Raw genomic sequence first — 21,529 nt, forward strand, 5'->3', positions numbered from 1 at the left:
GCTGATGCGCCCCAGCGGCAACCGGCACGCGTGTTGTAGCGCGCCGCTGCCCGCGCGTCCACGCCTTTGGTGGCTAGCGGATGGCGGCGGCCAGCAGCAAGGCGCTGCACGCCAGCAAACCTGCACCACTGAACCGGTCGAGCTGTGCCACCGACCACGTTGCCGCCGAACGCCGCAGCATGACCACCACCCCGATGACGCCCAGGAAATACAGCAGGTTGAAGACCTCGAAAAGCGCAGCCAGAGTGGTCCATGTCAGCACCCAGGAGGGCGCCGAGCTGCTGATGAACGAGGGAAAGAACACGGCGAAGAAGAGCAGCGGCTTGGGATTGGTCAGGGTGATACCCAGGGCTTTCCAGAAGCCGCCACGCGCTGTCGATGCGCCTGCAGCCGCGGCGCCATCCCGCGGGCGCCGCAGCAGGCCGATACCCAGCCAGCCGATGTATGCGGCACCGGCGAACTTCATCACCACCAGCAACGTCGGCCAGCGCGCCAGCACGGCCGCCATGCCCACGGCGGACGCCACCATCAGCACCACATCGCCCAGAACGATGCCGGCGACGGCACGCAGCGCAGTTGCCGTCGATCGCGGCGCAAGCCCTGCAACGTAGACGGTCGCCGGTCCCGGCGACAGGATCACGAGCGTGGCAGCCGTCACGAAGGCCACCCAGTTCTCCACGCCGTTCATTGCAGGACTTCCTCCTGAATAGCGGCCCCGGATGCGGCAATGGACTGCCGGACCAGATCGTCCAGACACTCAAATCCGCTATCGAATCGATAGCCAAGCGCCATGGCACGGCTGCCATCCATGACGTAGGACTGGGCGTAATCGAACGGGCTCCACCGCCCCGGTTCGTCGGCGGGGCACGGCAGGCGATGACCTGTCGCCCCCAGCACCCGCGCAATGCGGGCGAACAGTTGCTCAGCCGACATCGCACCGGCCGTGACATTGACCGGACCGAGGAAATCCCTGTCACCCGACCACGCGAGGAAGGCGGCGATATCGTCCGCATCGATGAACGATGTCGGCGAGGCCGGGCACGAATGCCGCAATGCGCGCCCCTCGCGCGCCAGCTCGACGTAGTACGCCAAGCGCCCCGTGAAATCATCGGCGCCCAGCACATGCGCGATTCGCGCACTGACGAAGGGCAACTGCGGCTGCCGCGTGAATACAGCTTCCGCCATGCGCTTGCCCAGACCATAGTGATCGTCAGCCCAGGCCGGATCGTCCCAGGGCGCACCGGTATCCACCGCGACGTTGTCCAGGTCGAGATCCGATTCCTTGAAGGGCGTCTGCTGCCGGCCGTAAAGATCGCGATACACCTCGATCGTCGACGCCATCACATAGCGCCCGACGCGACCGGCAAACAGATCAGCCGCGACGGCCGCGTCACGCGGGCTGTAGCACATCTGGTCGAACACCACGTCCAGATCGCCGGCGCCGGCGAAGGCGCGTCGCATGGCGGCGGCGTCACGCCGGTCGACCCGGATACGCGACACCCGGGTTCCGAACGCATCCGGCGCGAGCCCCCGCGTCGCCACAGTGACGCGGTGCCCCGCCCCCAGCAGTTGAAGCACCAGTCGGCGGCCGAAATAGCGGGTGCCACCGATGACCAAGATCTTCTTTCCCATGTCGCCCTCGCTCATTGGCCCGTGATCGTGCGGCGGCCGGGCCGGACGGACAAACGAGGATCCGTTGGCCTATGGCCAATAAATCGTTACGCTTCCGGCGCCACCCTGAGGAACCACCATGGCGGGCGCGCTACGAACCCTTTCCGGCCTTATCGACTTCGAATGCGCGGCGCGCTGGAAGAGTTTCCGCCTGGCGGCGCGTGAGCTGCACAAGACTGCGGCCGGCGTCAGCCAGCAGATCAAGCAACTGGAAACCGCCCTGGGCTTTGCCTTGTTCACCCGCAAGGCGCGCGGCGTCGTCCTGACCGAGAAAGGCCGCGCACTGGCCCAGACGCTCACGCCGCTCCTGGCCAGCCTGCAGGAAACCGTCAGCCGGCTCCAGCGCGATGACGACGCCCAGGTGCTGCGCATCAGCACCACCCATTCCTTCGCCATGAAGTGGCTGGTCCCGCGGCTGCACCGCTTCACGCAGCAGTTTCCACAACTGGATATCCGGATTGAATCGACCGACCGCGCAGCCAACCTCGACGATGGCAGCTGCGATGTCGCGCTGCGTTACGCGCCGGCCGCATCGCTGCCACCGGCGGATCTGATCCATCCTGAAATGGCCGTGGTCGTCTACAGTCCGACCCTGCCCGGCCTCCCGCGGCGGAAATCCCGCCCCGAGCTGGCCGACCTGGCGCGACACCCGCTCCTGTTCGAAGGCACGCCGCAGCGCTGGCAGTCGCTGCTGGCTGCCCAGGGCGTCCGGCGCAGTCACCTGGACTTCTCGCGCAGCTACAGTCATTCCGGCCTCCTGGTACAGGCCGCCGTGGCGGGGCATGGCGTTGCCCTGGTGCCGTACTCGCTGGCTTTCGAAGACCTGGCGCAGGGGCGCCTGCTCCGGGCCGCCGCGGCCCCCGTGCCGATGACGTACGCCTATTTCCTGCTCTGCGGAACAGGTCGGCGCGGGCTACCAAAAGTGCAGCAATTCAGCCAGTGGATCCGTCACGAGATTGCCCTGATGACGCACCAGTTCGACGCCGGCCTGTAGCTGGAGGCACCTCACGTCGTCGGCGTTCCCGTGACAGTGCCCTCGTGTGCACTGGATGCCTTCGCGTCTGCGGTCGCGGCAGATTCCGGCAGCACACAGCGATAGCCCTTTGCCGACAGGTGATCCAGCACCGCCGCAATCGCCTCGACACTGCGCCCGTGGGGTGAACGCTCGTGCATCAGGAGGATGGCGCCAGGAGCCAGCCGGCGGTCGAGGCGGACGATGACTTCCTGCGGGTCGGCGCAGCGGGTGTCGAACGCGCGAGCGGACCAGGCCACACGCGCCAGTCCGTGTCGGCGCAACACGGCGGCGACAAACGGATTGGCCATGCCGACGACGGCGCGAAACCAACGCGGACGCTGTCCCGTCAGGTGCGCCAGGGTGTCCTGCGCCAGGCCGATCTGGTGGGCAATCGCCCAGGGTGGCAAGGCCCAGAAAACCCGCTCCGGGTGGTCGTAGCTGTGATTGCCAACGAGGTGGCCGCGGTGGACTATTTCACGCAACACGTCCGGTCGCGCCGCGGCGCGCTCGCCCACGACGAAGAATCCCGCCTTGGCGGCGTGGCGATCGAGCAGGTCGAGAATGGCCAGCGTGTCGTCGGAGGGACCATCGTCGATCGTCAGCCATACCACCCGCTCGTCCGTGGGCAACCGGCACAGGACCGGACTGAGCATGCGCGACGTCGGCCACAGCGTGCCCCAGAACAGCAACCCCTGTGCGGACAGCAGGACCGCGGTGCCTGCCAGCCACTGCCCGACGACGATCATGCATATGCCAGCCAGGTGCGTCGCCGCGAGGAACGCCAGCCAGGCATGCGGAAACCGCGGAACGCGGTGCAGACTCACCGCCTTGTCCCGGTGGACGGTATCAGCGGCGTGGCCAGATTGTTCCATTGCATCAGCGGTCAGCCTGCTCGCGTTTCCAGGCCTGCCATCGTATCGCAAGGAACGGTCCGCGGTCCGTGAGCAACGCCCGGCCAGTCTCGGGACGTAGTGACGGCACGACCTTGTTGCGGCCTCTCCAATGCTATCTATAGCGTAGCTGACCGACGGGCAGCACCGACACCGCCGGCGAACGAACGGACCTGGAAAGTGGTCCAGCCGGCACGTCGAACCACGCGGACCAATATACGAAGAATGGCGTACGTAATGGTTAGTTGATACGCTCGAACCTCCCTGGATCGGAGTCCACCTATGCGGTATGCGGCGTTGTGGCTTCTTGCAGTCCCTTTTGTCGTCCTTCCGACCGCCGGCGCGGGCGAGATGGCACCCGCCCTGCAACGCCGCCTGACCTGGCTGGATCCCGCTGCCAATGCCGCCGCGGCGCCGGCCAGCGGCACGGCGGCACGGAAGGCGGCGCCGTCCGCCGGACTGGCGAAGGTTCACCGGCGCCCGCAGGAAATCGCGGGCATCGAAGTCGTCGACGCGACGACCAGCATCCTGGTCGACGCCAGGCACCAGCAGCGCGCCGTGTTCGCCAGCCTGGGCGCCGGCCCGGTCACCACCGGGCTGCCGGCGTTTGTCTTGGACAGCGAGGCGGCCGCGCAGAAGGCCCTGGACGCCGTCGCGCCGGGCAGCCAGGCCCGCGTCGGCGGACGGGTCGCAACCACCGCGCCGCGCTATGCGCGGTTCACCCTGGCCGATACACCGACGTTCCAGGCGCTGCGTCCACTGCGTATCAAACCCGTCTGGTTTCCCACTTCTACAGGGCTGGAGCCGGCCTACTATGCGGAGGTGACCGGCGTCGGCCGATCGCAGCAACGGCCGTTGGCAGCCGGCGTGATCGTCTCCGCCCAGGACGGGCGGGTACTGCGCAAACGCAACCTGATCCACGACGCGGTGGCATTCCAGTACCGCGTCCTCGCCGACGAGAGCGGCACGCCGTACCACGATCCCTACGGATTCGTGAACCCGCATCCGACCGGGGTCCCCGACGCCTGGGCCCCCGCCACGCCGGCACCCATGCGACTGTTGACCCGGCCCGTCGGCGCGCCGGCGGATCCTTGGCTGCCCGACAGCGCAACGCAGACCGTCGGCAACAACGTCGATGCGTTCTTCAACGCCGATGCGCCCGGTGCCGACTGCGGATCCGGCTGGGGGCCGGCATTCAACGCGGCTGAAGGGGATTTCCGCGCCAGCGTGAGCAGCGCGGGCGTGTTCGACTACACCTACAACGTGGCCAATGCGCGCACCGACTACTTCCAGTGCCTGAATCCGGACGCGCCCATCCCTACCAGTTCGGCGCAGCTCAATGCCAAGATCGTACAGAGCTTCTACACCGCCAACTGGTTGCATGACCTGCTCTACCGTGCCGGCTACGACGAAGCCAGCGGTAATGCACAAATGGATAACTACGGGCGCGGCGGCATCGGCGGCGATCCGCTGCTGGTACACGTTGCCCAGCTGGGTACCTTCGCCTACGGCCCCGAAGACGGCGAAAGCGCCTCGCTGACCCTGGGCGTGAACACGTCGAGCACATCCAACCGCGACGTATCCGGTTTCGACTTCCCGGTCTTCGCGCACGAATGGATGCATACGGTGTTCGCCCGCCTGGCCGACATGGACCACGCCGGGCAGCAAAGCGCCCTCAACGAAGGCACGGCGGACTTTCTGGGCTTCTTCCTCACGGTGCGCGAACAGGACCGCTTCGCCACCCCGCGCACGCCCGCCTTCGGCGGCGCGTACGCCGTAGGCGCGTACATGAACCGCGACTACGATTTCCGCGCGGACATGCTGCCGGCCGCCGGCAGCCCGGGGCATCCGGACAACACCTACTACCACGGCATCCGCCGGTTCCCGACGACGATCGACCTGCGCAAGAACCCCCTGACCTTCAAGCACATCAGCCTGGACCACCCGCTGCCCGCCGAATGGCAGGCCTTCGACTGGAAGGCCCGCTCGCGCCAGAACGCGGAAGTGCATTCCGCCGGCGAAATCTGGACGGCTTCCCTGTGGCAGTGCGCGCGCAACATTCTCGCGGCGGCCCCCTCTGCGCAATTCCAGTCGACACGCGACCGCTTCCTGCACCAGTTGGTGCAGGGTCTGAAACTGATGCCGCCCGACGCGACCTTCACCGAGGCGCGCACCGCGCTGCTCCTGACGATCCGTGCCGACAGCGAAACCGACTACGCCCTGTGCCGGAACGGGTTCGCCGCGCGCGGCATGGGCGCCGGCGCGGTTTCGCCGGCCCGGTATTCCGATGCGCTGCGCGGCGTCCGCGAAAGCTTCCGCATCAGCGACGCTGCTCTCTCCCTGATCGCCATTACGCTGCGTGAAATCGGTGGCGATGGTGACGGCGTCCTCGACCAGGGCGAATCGGGCGAACTGGTCATCACACTCCAGAACAGCGGCTACGTGCCGCTGGCGAACATCACCGTCACTGCACCCAATGTGCCCGGCATCTATAACTACCCTTCAGGTAGCACGCGAACCGGCGTTGCGCTGCAGCCCGCCGAAGACATGGACATCGTCTTCCCGGTACGGCTCCTGACAAACCTCGGTCCGATCCCCCTGCCCTTCCCGGTGGTGGCCGCCGATCAGACCCAGCGTGACGCCGTCACAGCCACCATCGCCACGACCTTGGTCAACAGCGATATCAGGACCGATGCCCACGCCGATCGCCTCAGCGCGTCGCAGACTTTCGCGGCGGACTGGCAAGCCGACTACACGGGCAACCACGGCTGCGTACAGTTCCTGTGCCTGGGCCGCGAGACACCCGACTATGCGGAGATCTTCCCCTGGCGCCGCCTGGTTCACCGCGGTGAAATGGCCTACTACCTCGGCGACAGCGACATGACGCTGGAGTCCACGCTCGCCACGCGTCCGTTCCCGGTCAGCGCCGGTGCGAACCTGCAGCTCACGCTGCGCCACGACTACGACTTTGCGCGTGTCGGCGCCGGGCCCGGCCGGGCCGTCATCGAGATCCAGCGCGACGGCGGCGAGTGGGAGGCTGCAGCGCCGTATGTCACATCCGGCCAGGCGCAGTTCAGCGGTGTTTCCAATGGCTGGCAGACGACGACGCTGCGGTTCACCGAATCCCTGGGCGGGCGGACCGTGCGCCTGCGCCTGTCGGTGGTCAGCGACAGCGGCCGCGCGACTGACGCTGCGCACTGGGCGATATCGCAGGTACAGATTACCGGTGCGGCCGCACCGATGTTCAGTACCTTGCGTGCGGATACGCCCTGATCAGGTGAGTGCCAGCAGGTGCCGCTCGATCGCGTACACGTGCGGATCGTCGGCGCCGAGCTGGCGCAGGGCATCGGCAAGGCCAATGAGATAGTCGCGGTTCGGACCGCTCGGGCCGCAGGCCCGGGCGATGTGACGCGCGATGGCTTCTTCGGTGTCCGGGCCCAGGTAGGCCTCGTTGTCCTCGGCGGCAATGTAGACCAGCCCCTCCGACGCGCTGCCGTCGTCGAAATGCAGCGCTGTTTCGACGCGCACGTAGCCGTTCTTCTCGCGATGGTCGAGGTGCGCGAAGACGTCCGGACGGACGTGATAAGCCATGCCGACACAGACGGCTCCGGCCTCCGCGACCAGCGTGACCACGCGCCCCGGCGCCTCCGGCGTGCCGCGGTGATCGTGCGACCCTTGCCAGAAGCGGCGATGCCAGCCGCTGATATGCGCCGGACGCCGTTCCAGATAGGGAAAGTCCACCTTGTAGATGAGCGAGCCGTAGCCGAATACCCACACCGGCGTATCGGTTTCGCTGCCCGTCGACAGTCCGTGCGATGACAGCGGGGCGTTCATGGCTTGCGGCGCGTGCGTCCGGCTGCCGGTCGGGCTGCGGTGCTCGTGCGGGATGCAGCGCCAGTGGAAGGCGGGGCTGCGCGCCTGGTCGCTTCTGGCTTTTCCGTCGTGGACTTTCCCGCGGCGGGCTTGCGTGCCGGGGCCTTCTTCGTCGCCGCTTTCTTCACCGCGGCGCCGGTGACTTTCTTGCGCCCCGCCGCTCGCGCCTTGAGCGGTTTTCGCAGCGCCGCTTCGTAGGCCAGGCGCGCCCACGGGGTCATTTCCTCGGTGCTGTCCATGGCCTCGTCCGGAACCGACCAGTAGTTGGTCTGAATCGGCGGTTCGCGGCCGGTGTAGATCCAGCGCTGGCCGCCGGCCGCGGCGAAACGGTCCCGGGTGAGGTCGTCGACCTTGAAATACAGGCGATCGTCGACGAGCACCGCAATCAGCACGCCGTCGTAGTAGGCGCCATGACCGCCGAAATACTTGCGGAAAACCGTCCTGCCCAGGCCGCTGAGCAGGTCGCGCAGGTATTCCAGGTAATCATCATCTGCCATGGTGGTCGTTCGGGTTTGGCGTGAGGTGTCGAACGCTACTGCGTGGGCGACTGGGCCACAAGCGTCTGCGGATCGCGCAGCGGCAGGTGATAGTGCGTCGCCGCGTGGTGTACGAAACCCATGCGGGAGAACAGCCGGATTGAACGCCTATTCGGTGCGTCGATGTCGGCGATGAGGGTGTCCAGGGGCCATTGCCGGGCGAACGCCAGGACCGCACCCAGCGCCTCGCTCATCAGGCCACGTCCCCAGTGGCCACGGGCCAGCAAGCAGCCGACCTCCGCGGCACGACGGGGCCAATCGAAGGAATGCAGTCCGCAGGTGCCGATGACCACGCCCGAATCATTGGCGACGACGGCCCACTCCAACGACACACCCTCGCACCGACACCGTTCCACGCTCTCAAGCAATGTGCCTACGTCCGAACGCCTGGCCATCGGCGGGTCGCTCGCGTATCGCATCACCTCCGCGTCACTGTAGATGGCGAAGAGGTCGTCGACATCCGTCGCGGCCATGGACCGCAGCGTTATGCGCGGCGTCGTGAGTTGCGGTGGCTGTGGAAGTGGGATTGCCTTCAAATCAATGTCCTCCGAGAGCAGGCATCAGGATGGAAGCCGTGCACCTTAACGTCAATCCGACGTAGTGGTGGACAATGGTGAGGTGATTCCCCTTCCAAACACCAGGAGCTGATCATGACCCGCTGGATGATGCCTGCGTCGTTGTTCTTGTTGCTGGCCGGCGGCCTGGCTGCCGACCCGGGCGACTTCGACGCCCTGGTCCGTACGACCGCCGAACGCCTGGACCTCGCCGACGACGTCGCACGCAGCAAGTTCGTCCGCGGGCAACCCGTACTGGACGCCGCCCGCGAGGCAATCGTCCTTGACGACGCAGTGCGCAAGGCCGGCACGAAAGCCCTTTCAGCCGATGACGTCCGCCGCGTGATGACCGACCAGATGGAGGCCAGCAAATGGATCCAATATGCGCTGATCGCCCGCTGGCGGGTCGAAAATGCGCAGAGCATCATCGCGCCGGACCTTGCGAAGGAGGTCCGGCCGCGTCTGGACGCCCTGCAGGGCGATCTGCTACAGAATCTGGAGCAGGCGCGCACCGCGCGCGCCACCCCGATTGCGCACCGCGACTCGACCGCGCGGCCTTCCGCTATGCCGACGAGCACCGCTGGGATGAACTTCACCGCACCGCCCTCGTTCGAGCACTGGCCAGCGTGTGCACCGTCGGGGCCGCACCGCGGTAATGCCGTGATCAACTCTTCAGGCGGTATCCGGTACGGAACACGTAGGCGATGGCGCCGATACAGGCCAGCATGAACAGCGCGGTCATGCCAAAGCTCAGCACCACGCCGACATCGGCGATGCCATAGAAGCTCCAGCGGAAGCCGCTGACCAGGTAGACGACCGGATTGAACAACGCGATCTTCTGCCACACCGGCGGCAGCATCGCAATCGAATAGAAGCTGCCGCCGAGGAAGGTCAGCGGCGTGACCACCATCAACGGAACCACCTGCAGCTTCTCGAAGCTGTCCGCCCAGATGCCCAGGAGAAATCCGAACAGACTGAAGGTGACTGCGGTCAGCACGAGGAAACCGGCCATCCAGAACGGATGCACGATCTCGTAGTCGACGAAACAGCGCGCCGTGATGAGGATCAGCACACCGAGCATCACTGACTTGGTCGCCGCCGCCCCGACGTAGCCCAGGATCACTTCCACGAACGAAACCGGTGCCGACAGCAGTTCGAAGATCGTGCCCGACCATTTCGGCAGGTAGATGCCGAACGAGGCATTGGAGATGCTCTCGGTCAGCAGCGTGAGCATGATCAGGCCCGGAATGATGAAGGCACCATAGGTGACGCCGTCGACATCGCCCATGCGCCCGCCGATCGCGGCGCCGAAAACGACGAAGTACAGCGAGGTGGAAAGTACCGGCGATGCGATGCTCTGCATCAGCGTGCGGAAGGTGCGCGCCATCTCGAACCGGTAGATAGCGCGAACGGCGTGGAAATTCATGCGCGCGTCCTCAGCAGGCCGACGAAGATGTCTTCCAGCGAGCTCTCGCTGGAATGCAGGTCCTTGAAGTCGATGCCCAGTTCATTGATCCGGCGCAGCAGCGTGGCGATGCCCGTGCCCTCGCCCTGGGTCTGGAACGTGTAGACGAGGGCGTGGCCATCGGCCGTCAGTTCGAGCGGATAGTCGGCCAGCTCGGGCGGCACCTGCGCCAGCGGGGCCTGCAGGTGCACGGTGAGCTGCTTCTTGCCGAGCTTGCGCATCAAGGTGTGCTTGTCCTCCACCACGATCAGCTCGCCACCGTGAATGACGCCAATGCGATCGGCCATCTCCTCGGCTTCCTCGATATAGTGGGTGGTCAGGATGATCGTCACGCCGCGCTCGCGCAGCGCGCGGACCTTTTCCCACATGTCCAGCCGCAGCTCCACGTCGACGCCGGCGGTCGGCTCGTCCAGGAACAGGATCTGCGGTTCGTGCGCCAGCGCCTTGGCGATCAGCACGCGCCGCTTCATGCCGCCCGACAGCGTCATGATCTTGCTGTCGCGCTTGTCCCACAGCGAAAGATCGCGCAGCACCTGTTCGATGTAGCCGGGATTGGGCGGTTTGCCGAATAGCCCGCGGCTGAAACTGACCGTTGCCCAGACGGTTTCGAACGCATCCGTGGACAGCTCCTGCGGTACCAGGCCGATCTTGGCCCGCGCGGCGCGGTAGTCCGCGACGGTGTCATGACCGTCGGCAACTACACGCCCCGAAGTGGCGTTGACGATGCCGCAGACGATGCTGATCAGCGTGGTCTTGCCGGCCCCGTTGGGCCCGAGCAGGGCGAAGATTTCACCGCGCCGGATATCCAGGTCGATGTTGCGCAGGGCGTGCAGGCCCGACGCGTAGGTCTTGCTGAGCTGCCGGATCGAAAGCACGGACTCCACGTAGGGGCTTCCTTGTATACAAGATCAGGCATCGTACCCCGACCCCGGTGTCGGCCCGCAAGGTCAGGATCCGACAGTCACGACAGCCCGGCAGAGGCGCGCCGGCCAGGCCCGTGCCTCGCCGTCGCAGTGCGTATCGTTTGTTTACACGCACCGCGACAGCGCTGCGCACAGACCTTGCAGTAGCGCCACCAGGCACTACAGGGGGAACACCATGAAGATTCTGTTGGCAGACGACCATCGTGCGGTGGCCGACATGTTGGCCGAGGCGCTGAGCGCCGTCGGCTACGAGGTGGCGGTGGCGTACGACGGGGGCCAGGCGCTCAAGAAGGCAGCCGAATTCCAGCCGGATGCGGCGATCCTGGATATCGACATGCCGGTCATGAACGGCCACGCGGTCGCCCGCAAGCTCAAGGAAAACAAGGACCAGCATGCCATCAGCACGCTGATTGCCATTACCGGCCGCGACACGGAAGCCGACCGTCGCGCGTCCGCCGACGCCGGGTTCGATCTGCATCTGGTCAAGCCGGTGCCGCTGGCGATCGTGCTGCGCCTGATGGCCAAGGCCAAGGCCCAATTGCCGAACACAGCCTCCGAAAGCCACGCCGCCTAGGACGCCGACTGACGAGGGCGGTACCACCCTCGCCGCAGGACATCCGACAGAACCTTCCGCTCAGAGCACCTTGTACACCTGCCCGGTCTGGGCACCTTCCACGCTACGGCCGTACGCCAACGCGACACGCGCCGCCGGCACTGCTTCATATCCCCTGAAATACGGCCCGTAATCCGGCATCGATTCCTGCAGCACGCTCGGGCTGACCACATTGATGCGAAGACCGCGTGGCAATTCGATCGCAGCGGCGCGCACGAACGATTCCAGGGCCCCGTTGACCAGCGAGGCGCTGCTGCCGCCACGAACCGGCTGCTCGGCCAGGCTGCCGGCACTGAGCGTGATCGAGCCACCGTCGCGAAGGTGTCCGGCACCGATCATCGCCAGGGTCACCTGCCCCATCAGCTTGCTCTGCAGGCCGACCTGCCACTGCGCGGGCGTCATTTCCGCCAGCGGCCCGAAGTGGACATTGCCGGCGGTCGAAACGATGGCGTCGAGCGTTCCGGCGCGCGCGAGGCCGGCGCGAATGCTGGCCTCCTCGCCCATATCGATGACGATATCGCCGCTCGTACGACCTGCCGTGATCACCTCGTAACGCGGTGACAGCTCGGCGGCGACCGCACGACCGATAGTGCCGGCCGCACCGACCAGGAGCAGACGGGGACGCCGGGTGGAAGTAAGAGACGCGGTCTGGTTCATGGTGATTCCAATGGGTACCGCCCATCTGGCGGCGTGGCGATACAATGCCGCTACCCGGCGCCGCGAAAAATGCCGTTCTGCGGATTCTTTGTTTCCTGATGAAAACAATCCTGGGCCGCACTGACCAGACGCTCTGCTTCGTTGCCGTGGCCGACAATGGCAGCTTCACAGCCGCCGCCGAGCAGCTGGGCTGCTCCAAGGCGCATGTCAGCAAACAGGTCGCCGCGCTGGAACGCGCACTGGGCGCGCATCTGATTCACCGGACCACGCGGCGCCTGACGCTCACCGAATCCGGCCGCCTCTACCTGGCGTGCTGCCGGCCGCTGGCGGAGATCCTGGACGAAGCCAACCGCGCCGTTTCCGCCCTGCGATCGGACGTCAGCGGCTGCCTGCGGATCAGCGCGCCGACATCCTTCGGGGATTCCTTCCTGGCGGAGCTGGTCATCCGCTTCCGGGAGCGCTATCCGGCGGTCCAGGTCGACCTCGACATGAGCGTGCTGCGTCGTGACCTGGTTGCCGACGGCTACGACTTCGCCATCCGTTCGGTCCGCACGCTGGAAGAACATCTGGTCGCGCGTCCGCTCGGCGTGATCCGCGAGGTGGCGGCGGCGGCGCCCGCATTTCTCGCCACGGTGACCGAACCGGCGCATCCGCAGGACCTGGCCCGGCTGCCCTGCGTCATCAACAGCCATTTCAGCGACGACCGCCTATGGGTATTCGGCCACGGCGACCGCACCGAAACCGTCACGGTCGACGGCCCGGTGCGGGTGAACAACTACCCGACCATCCGGCGCCTGGGCCTGGCCGGCGCGGGCGTGATCCGGCTGCCGCTGTACCTGATCGGCGAAGACATCCAGGCCGGCCGGCTGCGCCACCTGTGCGCACCCTGGCAACTGCTTCCCGCACCGCTGCACCTGGTGTATCCGGCACGGCGCCACCAGCCCCTGCGAACGCGTGTTTTCATGGATTTCCTGCTCGACTGGTTTGCCCAACCGGCGCAAGCAGCCCTGTTTCGTTAACACCTGACAGCAACGGTTGCGGCCGGCTCAACGCCGACCTCGTTTGACGATAACCGTCGCTATGGCGCATCAATTGACCTATTCGCTCTCCAAATTCAGCGGTCGCCGACCATGAAGCCGGCAGTCCTCCAGGTACGCCGCCCGCTGCGTCGCCGCACTGATCCGACGCGTGACGCGCCCCTCGACATCCAGGTAGTGCACCTCACCCGTCACCACGAGGAAAATCGTCACGGGCTCGTCGCCGTAGGTGGCCCAACTGTCCGTATTGCCCACCGGTTCGTGGACGTAGTGGCCAGGACCAATCACCTCGCCCGTGCCCAGCTGGCGCCGGCCGGAAAGGGTGAAGGCATGCACCTCGCCGGTATGCCGGTGCAAGGGAATCCGGATACCGGGGTCCAGTCGCATCAACTCCACGAAACCGCGGTCGCCGGCGAGGAATCGCAGCGGCTTGAACGCGTTGCCCGGCGCACTCTGCACCCAGGGATTGGCGTCATGACCGGACATCGCGCCCAGTGCGGGCGCCAGGTGATCGGGCAGGGTATTCATGCGGTCTCCCTCAGGCGGTTGCGACAACGGAGCGGGCGGGCGTTCCGAACAGCACGCGGCGCGCTTCGTCCGTCAGGGCATCGCTGCGGCTGGAATAGGGATCGAGGCTGCCGGCGTAAGTGCGTTGCGTGGCGGGACGGGCGCGGATGGCCTCGAACCAGCGCTGCAGGTGCGGGAAAAGCGCCAGATCCTGCCCATGCGCCGCATGGGGCACGATCCACGGATAGCAGGCCATGTCGGCAATGCTGTACTGCCCGGCGATGAATTCACGACCCGCCAGCTGCTTGTCGAGTACGCCGTAAAGGCGCGCCGTCTCACGCTGGTAGCGCTCGATTGCATAGGGCACCTTTTCCGGCGCGTAGACGGCGAAATGCCCCATCTGCCCGGCCATCGGCCCAAGTCCGCCAACCTGCCAGAACAGCCACTTCAGCACTTCCTGGCGGCCCCGGAAATCGTCAGGAATGAATTGTCCGATCTTGTCGGCCAGGTACAGCAGCATCGCGCCCGATTCGAACAGGCTGACCGGCTCGCCACCATCCGCCGGATCGTGGTCGACCAGGGCCGGAATCCGGTTGTTCGGCGAGATGGCCAGGAACTCCGGCGCAAATTGTTCACCTTTTCCGATGTTCACCGGAACCAGCCGGTAGGCCAGCTCCGCTTCCTCCAGGAACAGGCGCAGCTTCTGTCCGTTCGGCGTCGCCCAGTAGTACAGCTCGATCATGACATCGTCCCTTGTGAAAGCCGCCGGATGCTGGCGTCGACAGGCAGGATACGGTCATCATCTGGCTCCTGAAGAGCACCAGCCATGGCGAATTTCATGGATCCAGTCCTGCAGCTTTCGCTTGATCTTCCGCCACCGCATTCGCGCCGACTGCTGCACAGCCTGCATACGCAGCTGCGCTGCGCGATACTCGAAGGCCGCCTGAAAACCGGCGTGCGCCTGCCGTCCACGCGCGCGCTGGCGGCCAGCCTGGGGATTTCACGCAACACCGCGATCGCAGCCTATGACCGGCTCTTGAGTGAGGGCTACCTGCGTACACGCCCGGCTGCCGGCGTGTTTGTCTGCCACGTGCCGGCCCGCTCGCCGCGGTCGCGCAAGGCCTCCACCGCCAGCGGCGACCGGCGCCTCCATGCCACGTGGCGCCAGCTGCCGCCACTGGATGCCCCGCACTATCAGCCGCGCCCGCGGCTGGATTTCCGCCTCGGCGAACCCGATGGGTCCGCGCTGCCGCAGGCCATCTGGCAACGCCTGTCGGCGCGCGCGCTGCGCCAGCAGATGCGCGAAGGGCTGGTGCCGCTGCAACCCCGCGGACGACCGGCGTTGCGCAACGCCATCGCCGGGCATGTGTCATTCACCCGCGCAGTGGCGTGCACCGCCGATGACGTCTTCGTGACCAGTGGCGCCCAGCAGGCGTTCTACCTGCTGGCGCGCATCCTGGTCACACCCGGGCGCAGCGTAGTGGCGATGGAAGATCCCGGCTATGCTCCCGCCCGTGCCGCCTTCCTCGCCGCCGGTGCGCGCATTGCGCCGGTTCCGGTCGATGACGAGGGGCTCATCGTCGAGCGGCTGCCGCGGCGGGTGGACGCGATCTATGTCACGCCTTCGCACCAGTTTCCCCTTGGCCAGGCGATGTCGCTCGCGCGCCGGACCGCCCTGATCGAATATGCCCGGCGCACCGGCGCCGTCATCCTGGAGGACGACTACGACGGAGAGTTCCGCTTCGGTGACCGCCCGCTCGATGCCCTGCAGACGCTGGACGACGGCGACAGCGTTTTCTACATCGGCACATTTTCCAAAAGCCTATTCACCTCGCTGCGACTGGGATTCATCGTCGCGCCGGCCTGGGCCCACCAGACGCTGGAAACCGCCAAACGCTTCATGGACGCCCAGTGCAACGTCCACGTCCAGGAAACCCTCGCCGCCTTTATCCGCGAGGGCCATCTGGCGCGTCACGTCCGGCGCGTGCGCGGCGTTTACCAGGAGCGGCGCAATGCCCTGCTCGAGGGACTGGGCCGGCTCGGCTGGCTGCACGCGGTGCCGGCCAGCGCCGGCCTGCACCTGTGCGCACGGCTGGATCCGACCATCGACCGGGAACGGCTGCTGGCCCGCGCCCGCGAAAAGGAAGTCGGGCTGTATGCCGGCGACAGCTACTTCATCAAACGCCCCGTACTGCCGTCGCTGCTTTTCGGCTATGGCGTGATTGATCGTGCCGGCGTCGACGAAGCGATGCAGCGGCTGCGCAAGATCCAGCCACCGCGCCGCTGACCCCGTTCAGGCGAACACCACCATCGACTGCCGGCTCAGCGCCACGGCTTCACCACCGGGTGCATACAGGATGGTCGACTGGCTGGTGTAGCCGTCCCGCGCCGCCACCATGTCCGACTCCGCCTGCCAGCCTTCCAGCGGAAGGCCGTCGAGCGTATCGACCAGCAATTCCAGCATCCAGGTCAGCGAACTGCCCGGCGACGGCGATGCCAGCAGGGACAGCGCCACCGGCGGCACGAAATCGGCCAGCGCCAGCACGTGTGCCTCGGTGCTTGCGCCCTGGTCGCGCAGCGCGAGGGTGTAGGCCTGTCGCGGCTCCCGGCTGCCGCTGAAGGGAAAACCGCCCTGGCGCAGGCGCGCCTGGAAATGCTGCATGAAGCGCGGCGTCAGTCCTTCAATATAGGGAAACAGCCGCCCTTCGCCATTGACTGCCGATACCGGCGCGACGTCGCGCCGCACGCTCGAGGCACGAGCCTGGCCGAACACGCCGATCACATGAGCCAGCACTTCGCCGTCGCGCTCCAGCCGCGCTTCGACATGCGTAGCACTCTTGCCCTGCCGCAGTACTGTCGCGCTGGCTGACACGGCACCCGCCGGCACCGGCGCGATGAAGGTCATCTGCAGCGTGCGCAGCGGTACCGGATCCGGCAGGGCCCGGCGCATCGCGGCGACAGCCACCGCAGCCTGCAATCCGCCGAAGACGCTGCGGCCCTGCAGCCAGGTATCCGGCACGTCGATGGTCACGCCCGTGGCATCGCCCTGCGCTGCCGCCATCAGTTCACTCAATTGCATGGATGTCTTTCCCGTTCTGGAGTTCGCAGCTTAGGGCCGTGGAGTACGGCAGAACGGAGCCAGAACCGCCACTGCGGCAGGTGGCGGCGCCAGGACGTCCGAACTCGCCGTGTCGGCCCCCGAGGCGTGATCCGCCAGCAGATGGCATAAACTGTCCGCTGTTGGTCCATCACTGGCCTATCGGGGTTCACGCATGCGGCGGAAGATAGTCACACCCTCCACCCGCAAGGACTGATGCAATGAGTACCGATACCGCCCTGGTCGTCATCGATGTGCAGGAATCCTTCCGCCACCGCCCGTACTGGTCGGACGCCGACGTCCCGGCGTTTATTGACCGCTTGCAGCGCCTCGTCGACGCCGCGAAAACCGCCGGCGTACCCATCTTGCAGGTCTTTCACGTGGATCCGGAAGGGGCGTTCTCGCTCGAATCCGGCCACGTGCGCACGCTGGCGCCGCTGGTCATCACACCGCGGGCGGTCTTTCACAAGAGCCGCCACAGCGCGCTCGTCGGGAGCGGCCTGGGCGTGTGGCTGACCGAGCACGGCATCCGCAACCTGCTCATCACCGGCATCCGCGCCGAGCAATGCTGCGAGACCACGACACGACACGCCTCCGACAGTGGCTATGCAGTCGACTTCGTCAGCGACGCGACGCTCACCTTTGCCATGACGGACCGCACCGGACGCGAATGGTCGGCCGCCGAGATCAAGGCACGCACCGAGCTGGTGCTGGAAGGTCGCTTCGCGCGCATCATCGACGCCGACACCGCCATCGCGTCCCTGTCCCTGCGCAAGGCGGCATGACGGCACCTTCACCGCGCGTCGTCACTGTGTGCGTGGTGCTGCCACCCCGCGCACTGCTGCTGGATATTGCCGGGCCTGTCGAGGTGCTGCGACAGGCCAATCGCGAACAGTCCGCGGTACGGTTCGACGTGAGCTACGCCGGCCCGCAGGCGACGGTAATGAGCTCGATTGCACTGCCGTTGGCCGGCATCGGCCCGCTGCCGTCGCAGTTGCCCGTCGATGCCGTGATCCTGGTGACCGGAAATGTCAGTCAGCTGGGTTTTGATGCCACCAGTGACCGCGCCCAGGATCTGCGCGACGAGTCCGTGATCGTCGAATGGCTGCGCAGGAATGCGACCGGATCGCGCCGTGTGATCTGCATTTGCTCCGGAGCCTTGCTCGCCGCGCGCGCCGGGCTCATGGACGGCCGCAGCTGCACCACGCATTTCAGTTGCCAGGACCAGCTGGCCGCGCTCGCGCCGGCGTCGCGACCGCAGGCCAATCGCCTGTTCGTCGAGGACGGTCCGATCTGGAGCAGCGCCGGGGTCACCGCCGGTATTGACCTCATGCTGCACTTCGTCACGCGCGAGGCCGGGTCGGCGTGCGCGCAGGCCGTCGCGCGGGAGCTGGTGGTGTATCTGCGCCGTGCTGGCGCCGATCCCCAGTTCTCACCCTGGCTCACCGGCCGCAATCACATACACCCGGTCATCCATCGCGTGCAGGACGCCATCGCCCAGGCACCGCAGCGGCGCTGGACGCTCGGCGAGCTGGCCCGCCACGGCCGCACCAGCGCACGCCATCTGTCGCGCCTGTTCAACGAACACGCCGGCATGGGACTGCCCGAGTACATCAATCGCCTGCGTGTCGGCGTCGCCAAGGAATTGCTGGCCAATACGCGACTGGACATCGATCGCGTCGCCGAGCACAGCGGATTTGCGTCCGCCCGGCAACTGCGCCGCGCGTGGTCGCTGAGCGAGTCCGGTTCGCCGCGAAGCGCGCGGGGCAATTCGTCGCCATAGCGCCCTGCTGGCGTGCAGCCGGATTGGCCGTGGCACTACGGCTCGATGTGCAGCGTTGCCGGTGCGTCGCAGCGAATCCAGCCGATCGTACGCCGGTGTCCCGCGCGCAGGACGGGCGGCGGCGTCATCCGGAGGTGGAATCGTTCCGGCGTGAACTGGTAGCCATTGACCCCGTCGCCGCCTGCACAGCGGCCGTTGATGACGACCACGCCGGGCATCACGCCATCCCGGTTGCCGTTGTTGGTCACGACGACATCGCCGGCGCCGTTGGCCACCGGATGCAACGCGACGTCCAGCCGGATGGCCAGTGGCTTCCGCTCGATCACCGCGCGCAAAGTACGCAGCGACCAGGCGCGCTGATCCGTGCGCCGGGGCAGACGGAACCACACGATTTCCCGCAGGGCCTGGACGGGTCGTCGCTGCAGCGTTTCCAGCAGCCGGGCGACCGCAACGGGGTCGGCAACCAGTTCTCTGCCCTGCGCCGTGCGTGGAAGATCCTGCTCGCCGTCGACGCGGATCGGCTTGCCGGTGTCGTCCACTTCGACGCGTACGCCATAGGCCGGCAGCGCGACATCGAAGGGGCGTGAACCGGTGCGCACAGCCCATTCGTCAATCCATTGCCGCGCCAGCTCCGCATCGAACAAGCCTTCTTCGGGGCGACGCACGGCGTGGACCTGCAGCACCGAGTAGTCAACCGCCTGCAGCACGCCATCCAGTTCCGTCGCAGTGCGCCAGGTCGGCAATGCGGTGATGCCGATCGGCATCGCCTCCGGCAGGGATGCGCGCACCGTGCGCAGCCATTGGGCATAGACCGTCAGTTGCGACGTGGCGCAGTCATGGTCGAACTCGATGCCACTGACCCGGATCCCGGCAATGCGCCATTCGGCCAGGAGCGCGCGGAGCTGGCCGGCGGCGTCTGCCGCGATGGCGAGGGGCGCCGTCCCTTCGATGCGCATGACAACAGCGACCGCCCGTTTCGACGCCGCCAAGGTGGCCAGATCTGCGCGCGATTTCACCCATCGCCCGTCGGAGCCCCACTGCAGGCCCAGAACACGGTACTGGTGAAACAGGTCCCGCGAAGGGGCAACGGCCGCGGTCGTTTCCGCATCCCATTGGCGTTGCCAGACGTAGACCGCCTGGGGCAAGGGCGGCCCTGCCATCGTCCAGTGACGCGCCAGGGCCAGCGCAGCGAGCAGGCCAGCCAACGCAAACGCGGCAAAACCAATACGACGCATGAGGTCCCGCTGATGGAGGAAGCGGCCGGCACTCTAGCGAAGTCGGTCACCGCGGGAAATGCGCGCGGACCACGCAAAGTACGACACACTTCGTTGCAGAAATGATCAGCTACATGCAAATCGTTGCGCCTGCCAATCCTTTCCTAACATCGCTGCCCCCGGCGCGGCCTATGCTTGGCTCACCCTGACGACAAAGGCCAGGGCCAGCCATTCACGGCCCAGCTGCGGGCGCGACGGAGCACCGCCCGCCATCGTCCGGTAGAGGCCGTGGATTCCGGCACGGGCCGGCTATTCACTAACCGCAGCTTGGCATTGGTGCAAGGGCTGACCGAGTGAGTTTCTATCAGCGTTGTCGTGAAGCGTGGACAGGTATCTGGTCGCTGCCAGCTGGCGAGGCGACCGTCGAACTGACAGCGCCGGCGACCACCGACGGCGCGCTCGGTCGCGCGTGGCTGCGCGACGGCATTGTGGATCTTGCCAGTATCGCGGCTTTTTCCCGTTTGTCGATGCAGCTGATGCGACACGGCGCTCCCCCGCATCTGATCGAGGGCTGCCATCGCGCAGCGCTGGACGAAGTGCGCCACGCCCAGCACTGCTTCGCACTGGCCCGCCGCCACGGCACCGGAACCATCGAGGCAGGCGTTTTTCCGGCACTCGACGGTACGCGTGTACCGCGCATCTCCAAGGCGGATCTTGCCGTTGATTCCTTTGTCGAAGGCGGACTTTGGGAATCGTTTGCCGCCACGCTGCACGCCGCCGGCGCGCGCGCGGCGGAGGAACCGGAGCTTGCCGCACTGCTGGCCCAGATTTCCACGGCCGAACGCGCCCATGTCGAACTGGCATGGGACATCGTGGCCTGGAGTCTTTCCAGTGATACCGATTCCGTAGCACCGAAGCTTCGCGCTGCCGCGGCGAAGCTGCCGCTGGAACCCGACATAGACATGCGCCACGCCCCGGACAGCTGGCTGCGCCACGGCAGGCCGGGCGCCAGCGCGCAGCGCGAGCTGTTCACGAAAGTGCGCGAAACCGCGCGGCGCCGCGTCGAGCAGATCCTGCGCAGCCAGGGCGTCCCGGCCGAGCGGTCGGCGTAGCACCCGCCCGGAAGCGCCGCGCCCGGCGCACTCGGCCACGTCATAGCGCGTGACAGCTATTGCCACGGCCGCGCACCGGTTGCCGCTTCCAGGTACTTGGTCGCCGTTTCAATATTCAGCTCCACTGTCGATACACCCGCGCTCGGGCGAAAGGGCACCGGCGCCCCCAGGCCGGTCAGCCCGAACAGCAGCTGCGACACCGCCCTGTGGTGGACCAGCAGTTCGCGCAGGTGCTCGCCCAACCACGCAGTCAACAGTGGCACAAGCCGCGGATCGGCCAGGCGGGTGAGCGCGTAGACCACCGTAGGCACCTGCGCTGTCGTGCACAGGCCGCATTCCACGAGGCGGACCATGGCGCAGCGCACGTCGTTGAGCGTATCTTCCGTGATGGTTTCACAGGCCATCGCCTCGCCGAGGCCGAAGATCTCCGCCAACTCCAGCGACCCTCGCCGCGCGTGCTCGATGTAGGCCACGGCAAGGCGCAAGGCCTGGTCACTCACCGGCCCCTCGCCCGCCAGTGATGCCATCAGTTCGTCGTAGATCACGGAAGGCATGGTGGATGTCCCTGTTGCCCCTGGTACT

The 21,529-nt window shown here is 66.6% G+C and carries 23 protein-coding genes; 9 read left to right on the forward strand and 14 right to left on the reverse strand.

All coding sequences use genetic code 11. The features are described from left to right. Nucleotides 1-73: 73 nt before the first annotated feature. Both N4264_RS23780 and N4264_RS23785 read right to left on the reverse strand, forming a co-directional pair. Nucleotides 74-688: a LysE family transporter gene (locus tag N4264_RS23780; RefSeq protein ID WP_261694692.1), complete on the reverse strand. Its 615-nt coding sequence runs from the start codon at nt 686-688 to the stop codon at nt 74-76. Next, nucleotides 685-1,632, reverse strand: coding sequence for an NAD-dependent epimerase/dehydratase family protein (locus N4264_RS23785; protein WP_261694693.1), 948 nt, complete (start codon nt 1,630-1,632; stop codon nt 685-687). The genes N4264_RS23780 and N4264_RS23785 overlap by 4 nt, the downstream gene beginning before the upstream one ends. Before the next feature lie 118 nt (nt 1,633-1,750). Between N4264_RS23785 and N4264_RS23790 the strand changes: the two genes are divergently transcribed. Further along, a complete protein-coding gene (locus N4264_RS23790; protein ID WP_261694694.1) occupies nt 1,751-2,665 on the forward strand; it encodes a LysR substrate-binding domain-containing protein in 915 nt (304 codons plus the stop codon). An 11-nt stretch (nt 2,666-2,676) separates the two neighbouring features. Here the strand turns inward: N4264_RS23790 and N4264_RS23795 are convergent, their stop codons facing one another. Beyond that, on the reverse strand, nt 2,677-3,558 hold the full coding sequence (locus N4264_RS23795) for a polysaccharide deacetylase family protein (RefSeq protein WP_261694695.1): 882 nt from the start codon (nt 3,556-3,558) through the stop codon (nt 2,677-2,679). 369 nt (nt 3,559-3,927) lie between these two features. On the opposite strand from N4264_RS23795, the gene N4264_RS23800 reads away from it, so the two are divergent. Continuing rightward, complete coding sequence (locus N4264_RS23800; protein ID WP_261694696.1) at nt 3,928-6,849, forward strand: M36 family metallopeptidase; 2,922 nt, start codon at nt 3,928-3,930, stop codon at nt 6,847-6,849. Here the strand turns inward: N4264_RS23800 and N4264_RS23805 are convergent, their stop codons facing one another. The 3 genes from N4264_RS23805 to N4264_RS23815 are packed head-to-tail and all read right to left on the reverse strand — an operon-like array spanning nt 6,850 to nt 8,521. Next, nucleotides 6,850-7,410: a gamma-glutamylcyclotransferase gene (locus N4264_RS23805; protein ID WP_261694697.1), complete on the reverse strand. Its 561-nt coding sequence runs from the start codon at nt 7,408-7,410 to the stop codon at nt 6,850-6,852. After that, complete coding sequence (locus N4264_RS23810; RefSeq protein ID WP_261694698.1) at nt 7,407-7,946, reverse strand: TfoX/Sxy family protein; 540 nt, start codon at nt 7,944-7,946, stop codon at nt 7,407-7,409. Before N4264_RS23810 ends, N4264_RS23805 begins: the two co-directional genes overlap by 4 nt. 35 nt (nt 7,947-7,981) lie before the next feature. Then, nucleotides 7,982-8,521 (reverse strand): GNAT family N-acetyltransferase, encoded by a 540-nt coding sequence (locus N4264_RS23815; protein ID WP_261694699.1) that lies wholly within the window; start codon nt 8,519-8,521, stop codon nt 7,982-7,984. Between the two features lie 147 nt (nt 8,522-8,668). Between N4264_RS23815 and aroQ the strand changes: the two genes are divergently transcribed. After that, nucleotides 8,669-9,268: a gamma subclass chorismate mutase AroQ gene (gene aroQ, locus N4264_RS23820; protein ID WP_261694700.1), complete on the forward strand. Its 600-nt coding sequence runs from the start codon at nt 8,669-8,671 to the stop codon at nt 9,266-9,268. Here the strand turns inward: aroQ and N4264_RS23825 are convergent. Next, a complete protein-coding gene (locus tag N4264_RS23825; protein WP_261694701.1) occupies nt 9,204-9,965 on the reverse strand; it encodes an ABC transporter permease in 762 nt (253 codons plus the stop codon). The genes aroQ and N4264_RS23825 overlap by 65 nt on opposite strands. After that, the gene (locus tag N4264_RS23830; protein ID WP_261694702.1) at nt 9,962-10,888 is read right to left on the reverse strand and encodes an ABC transporter ATP-binding protein; all 927 of its coding nucleotides are present in this window, start codon (nt 10,886-10,888) and stop codon (nt 9,962-9,964) included. Before N4264_RS23830 ends, N4264_RS23825 begins: the two co-directional genes overlap by 4 nt. 214 nt (nt 10,889-11,102) lie before the next feature. Here N4264_RS23830 and N4264_RS23835 point away from each other — a divergent pair, with 214 nt between their 5' ends. Next, nucleotides 11,103-11,501, forward strand: a complete 399-nt coding sequence (locus N4264_RS23835) for a response regulator (RefSeq protein WP_261694703.1) — start codon at nt 11,103-11,105, stop codon at nt 11,499-11,501. Between the two features lie 60 nt (nt 11,502-11,561). Here the strand turns inward: N4264_RS23835 and N4264_RS23840 are convergent, their stop codons facing one another. Continuing rightward, nucleotides 11,562-12,197, reverse strand: coding sequence for a short chain dehydrogenase (locus N4264_RS23840; RefSeq protein ID WP_261694704.1), 636 nt, complete (start codon nt 12,195-12,197; stop codon nt 11,562-11,564). Between the two features lie 98 nt (nt 12,198-12,295). Between N4264_RS23840 and N4264_RS23845 the strand changes: the two genes are divergently transcribed. Beyond that, nucleotides 12,296-13,216: a LysR family transcriptional regulator gene (locus N4264_RS23845; protein ID WP_261694705.1), complete on the forward strand. Its 921-nt coding sequence runs from the start codon at nt 12,296-12,298 to the stop codon at nt 13,214-13,216. Between the two features lie 78 nt (nt 13,217-13,294). Here N4264_RS23845 and N4264_RS23850 read toward each other — a convergent pair whose 3' ends face one another. Both N4264_RS23850 and N4264_RS23855 read right to left on the reverse strand, forming a co-directional pair. Next, nucleotides 13,295-13,762, reverse strand: a complete 468-nt coding sequence (locus tag N4264_RS23850; protein ID WP_261694706.1) for a cupin domain-containing protein — start codon at nt 13,760-13,762, stop codon at nt 13,295-13,297. Between the two features lie 10 nt (nt 13,763-13,772). Next, nucleotides 13,773-14,483, reverse strand: coding sequence for a glutathione S-transferase N-terminal domain-containing protein (locus N4264_RS23855; protein WP_261694707.1), 711 nt, complete (start codon nt 14,481-14,483; stop codon nt 13,773-13,775). Nucleotides 14,484-14,567: 84 nt separating this feature from the next. Between N4264_RS23855 and pdxR the strand changes: the two genes are divergently transcribed. After that, complete coding sequence (gene pdxR, locus N4264_RS23860) at nt 14,568-16,028, forward strand: MocR-like pyridoxine biosynthesis transcription factor PdxR (RefSeq protein ID WP_261694708.1); 1,461 nt, start codon at nt 14,568-14,570, stop codon at nt 16,026-16,028. 6 nt (nt 16,029-16,034) lie between these two features. Here the strand turns inward: pdxR and N4264_RS23865 are convergent, their stop codons facing one another. Next, nucleotides 16,035-16,820, reverse strand: a complete 786-nt coding sequence (locus tag N4264_RS23865; RefSeq protein ID WP_261694709.1) for a thioesterase family protein — start codon at nt 16,818-16,820, stop codon at nt 16,035-16,037. 239 nt (nt 16,821-17,059) lie between these two features. Here N4264_RS23865 and N4264_RS23870 point away from each other — a divergent pair, with 239 nt between their 5' ends. Both N4264_RS23870 and N4264_RS23875 read left to right on the forward strand, forming a co-directional pair. Continuing rightward, a complete protein-coding gene (locus N4264_RS23870) occupies nt 17,060-17,623 on the forward strand; it encodes an isochorismatase family protein (protein WP_261694710.1) in 564 nt (187 codons plus the stop codon). Further along, on the forward strand, nt 17,620-18,621 hold the full coding sequence (locus N4264_RS23875; RefSeq protein ID WP_261694711.1) for a GlxA family transcriptional regulator: 1,002 nt from the start codon (nt 17,620-17,622) through the stop codon (nt 18,619-18,621). Before N4264_RS23870 ends, N4264_RS23875 begins: the two co-directional genes overlap by 4 nt. Nucleotides 18,622-18,656: 35 nt before the next feature. Here N4264_RS23875 and N4264_RS23880 read toward each other — a convergent pair whose 3' ends face one another. Then, a complete protein-coding gene (locus N4264_RS23880; protein WP_261694712.1) occupies nt 18,657-19,856 on the reverse strand; it encodes a DUF3142 domain-containing protein in 1,200 nt (399 codons plus the stop codon). A 332-nt stretch (nt 19,857-20,188) separates the two neighbouring features. Between N4264_RS23880 and N4264_RS23885 the strand changes: the two genes are divergently transcribed. After that, on the forward strand, nt 20,189-20,947 hold the full coding sequence (locus N4264_RS23885) for a hypothetical protein (protein WP_261694713.1): 759 nt from the start codon (nt 20,189-20,191) through the stop codon (nt 20,945-20,947). A gap of 56 nt (nt 20,948-21,003) precedes the next feature. On the opposite strand, the gene N4264_RS23890 is transcribed toward N4264_RS23885, so the two are convergent. Next, nucleotides 21,004-21,501 carry a hypothetical protein gene (locus N4264_RS23890; RefSeq protein ID WP_261694714.1) on the reverse strand — a complete coding sequence of 166 codons (498 nt, stop codon included), beginning with the start codon at nt 21,499-21,501 and terminating at the stop codon, nt 21,004-21,006. Between the last annotated feature and the right edge of the window lie 28 nt (nt 21,502-21,529).

It is taken from the genome of Tahibacter amnicola (genome assembly GCF_025398735.1).
Classification (GTDB): domain Bacteria; phylum Pseudomonadota; class Gammaproteobacteria; order Xanthomonadales; family Rhodanobacteraceae; genus Tahibacter; species Tahibacter amnicola.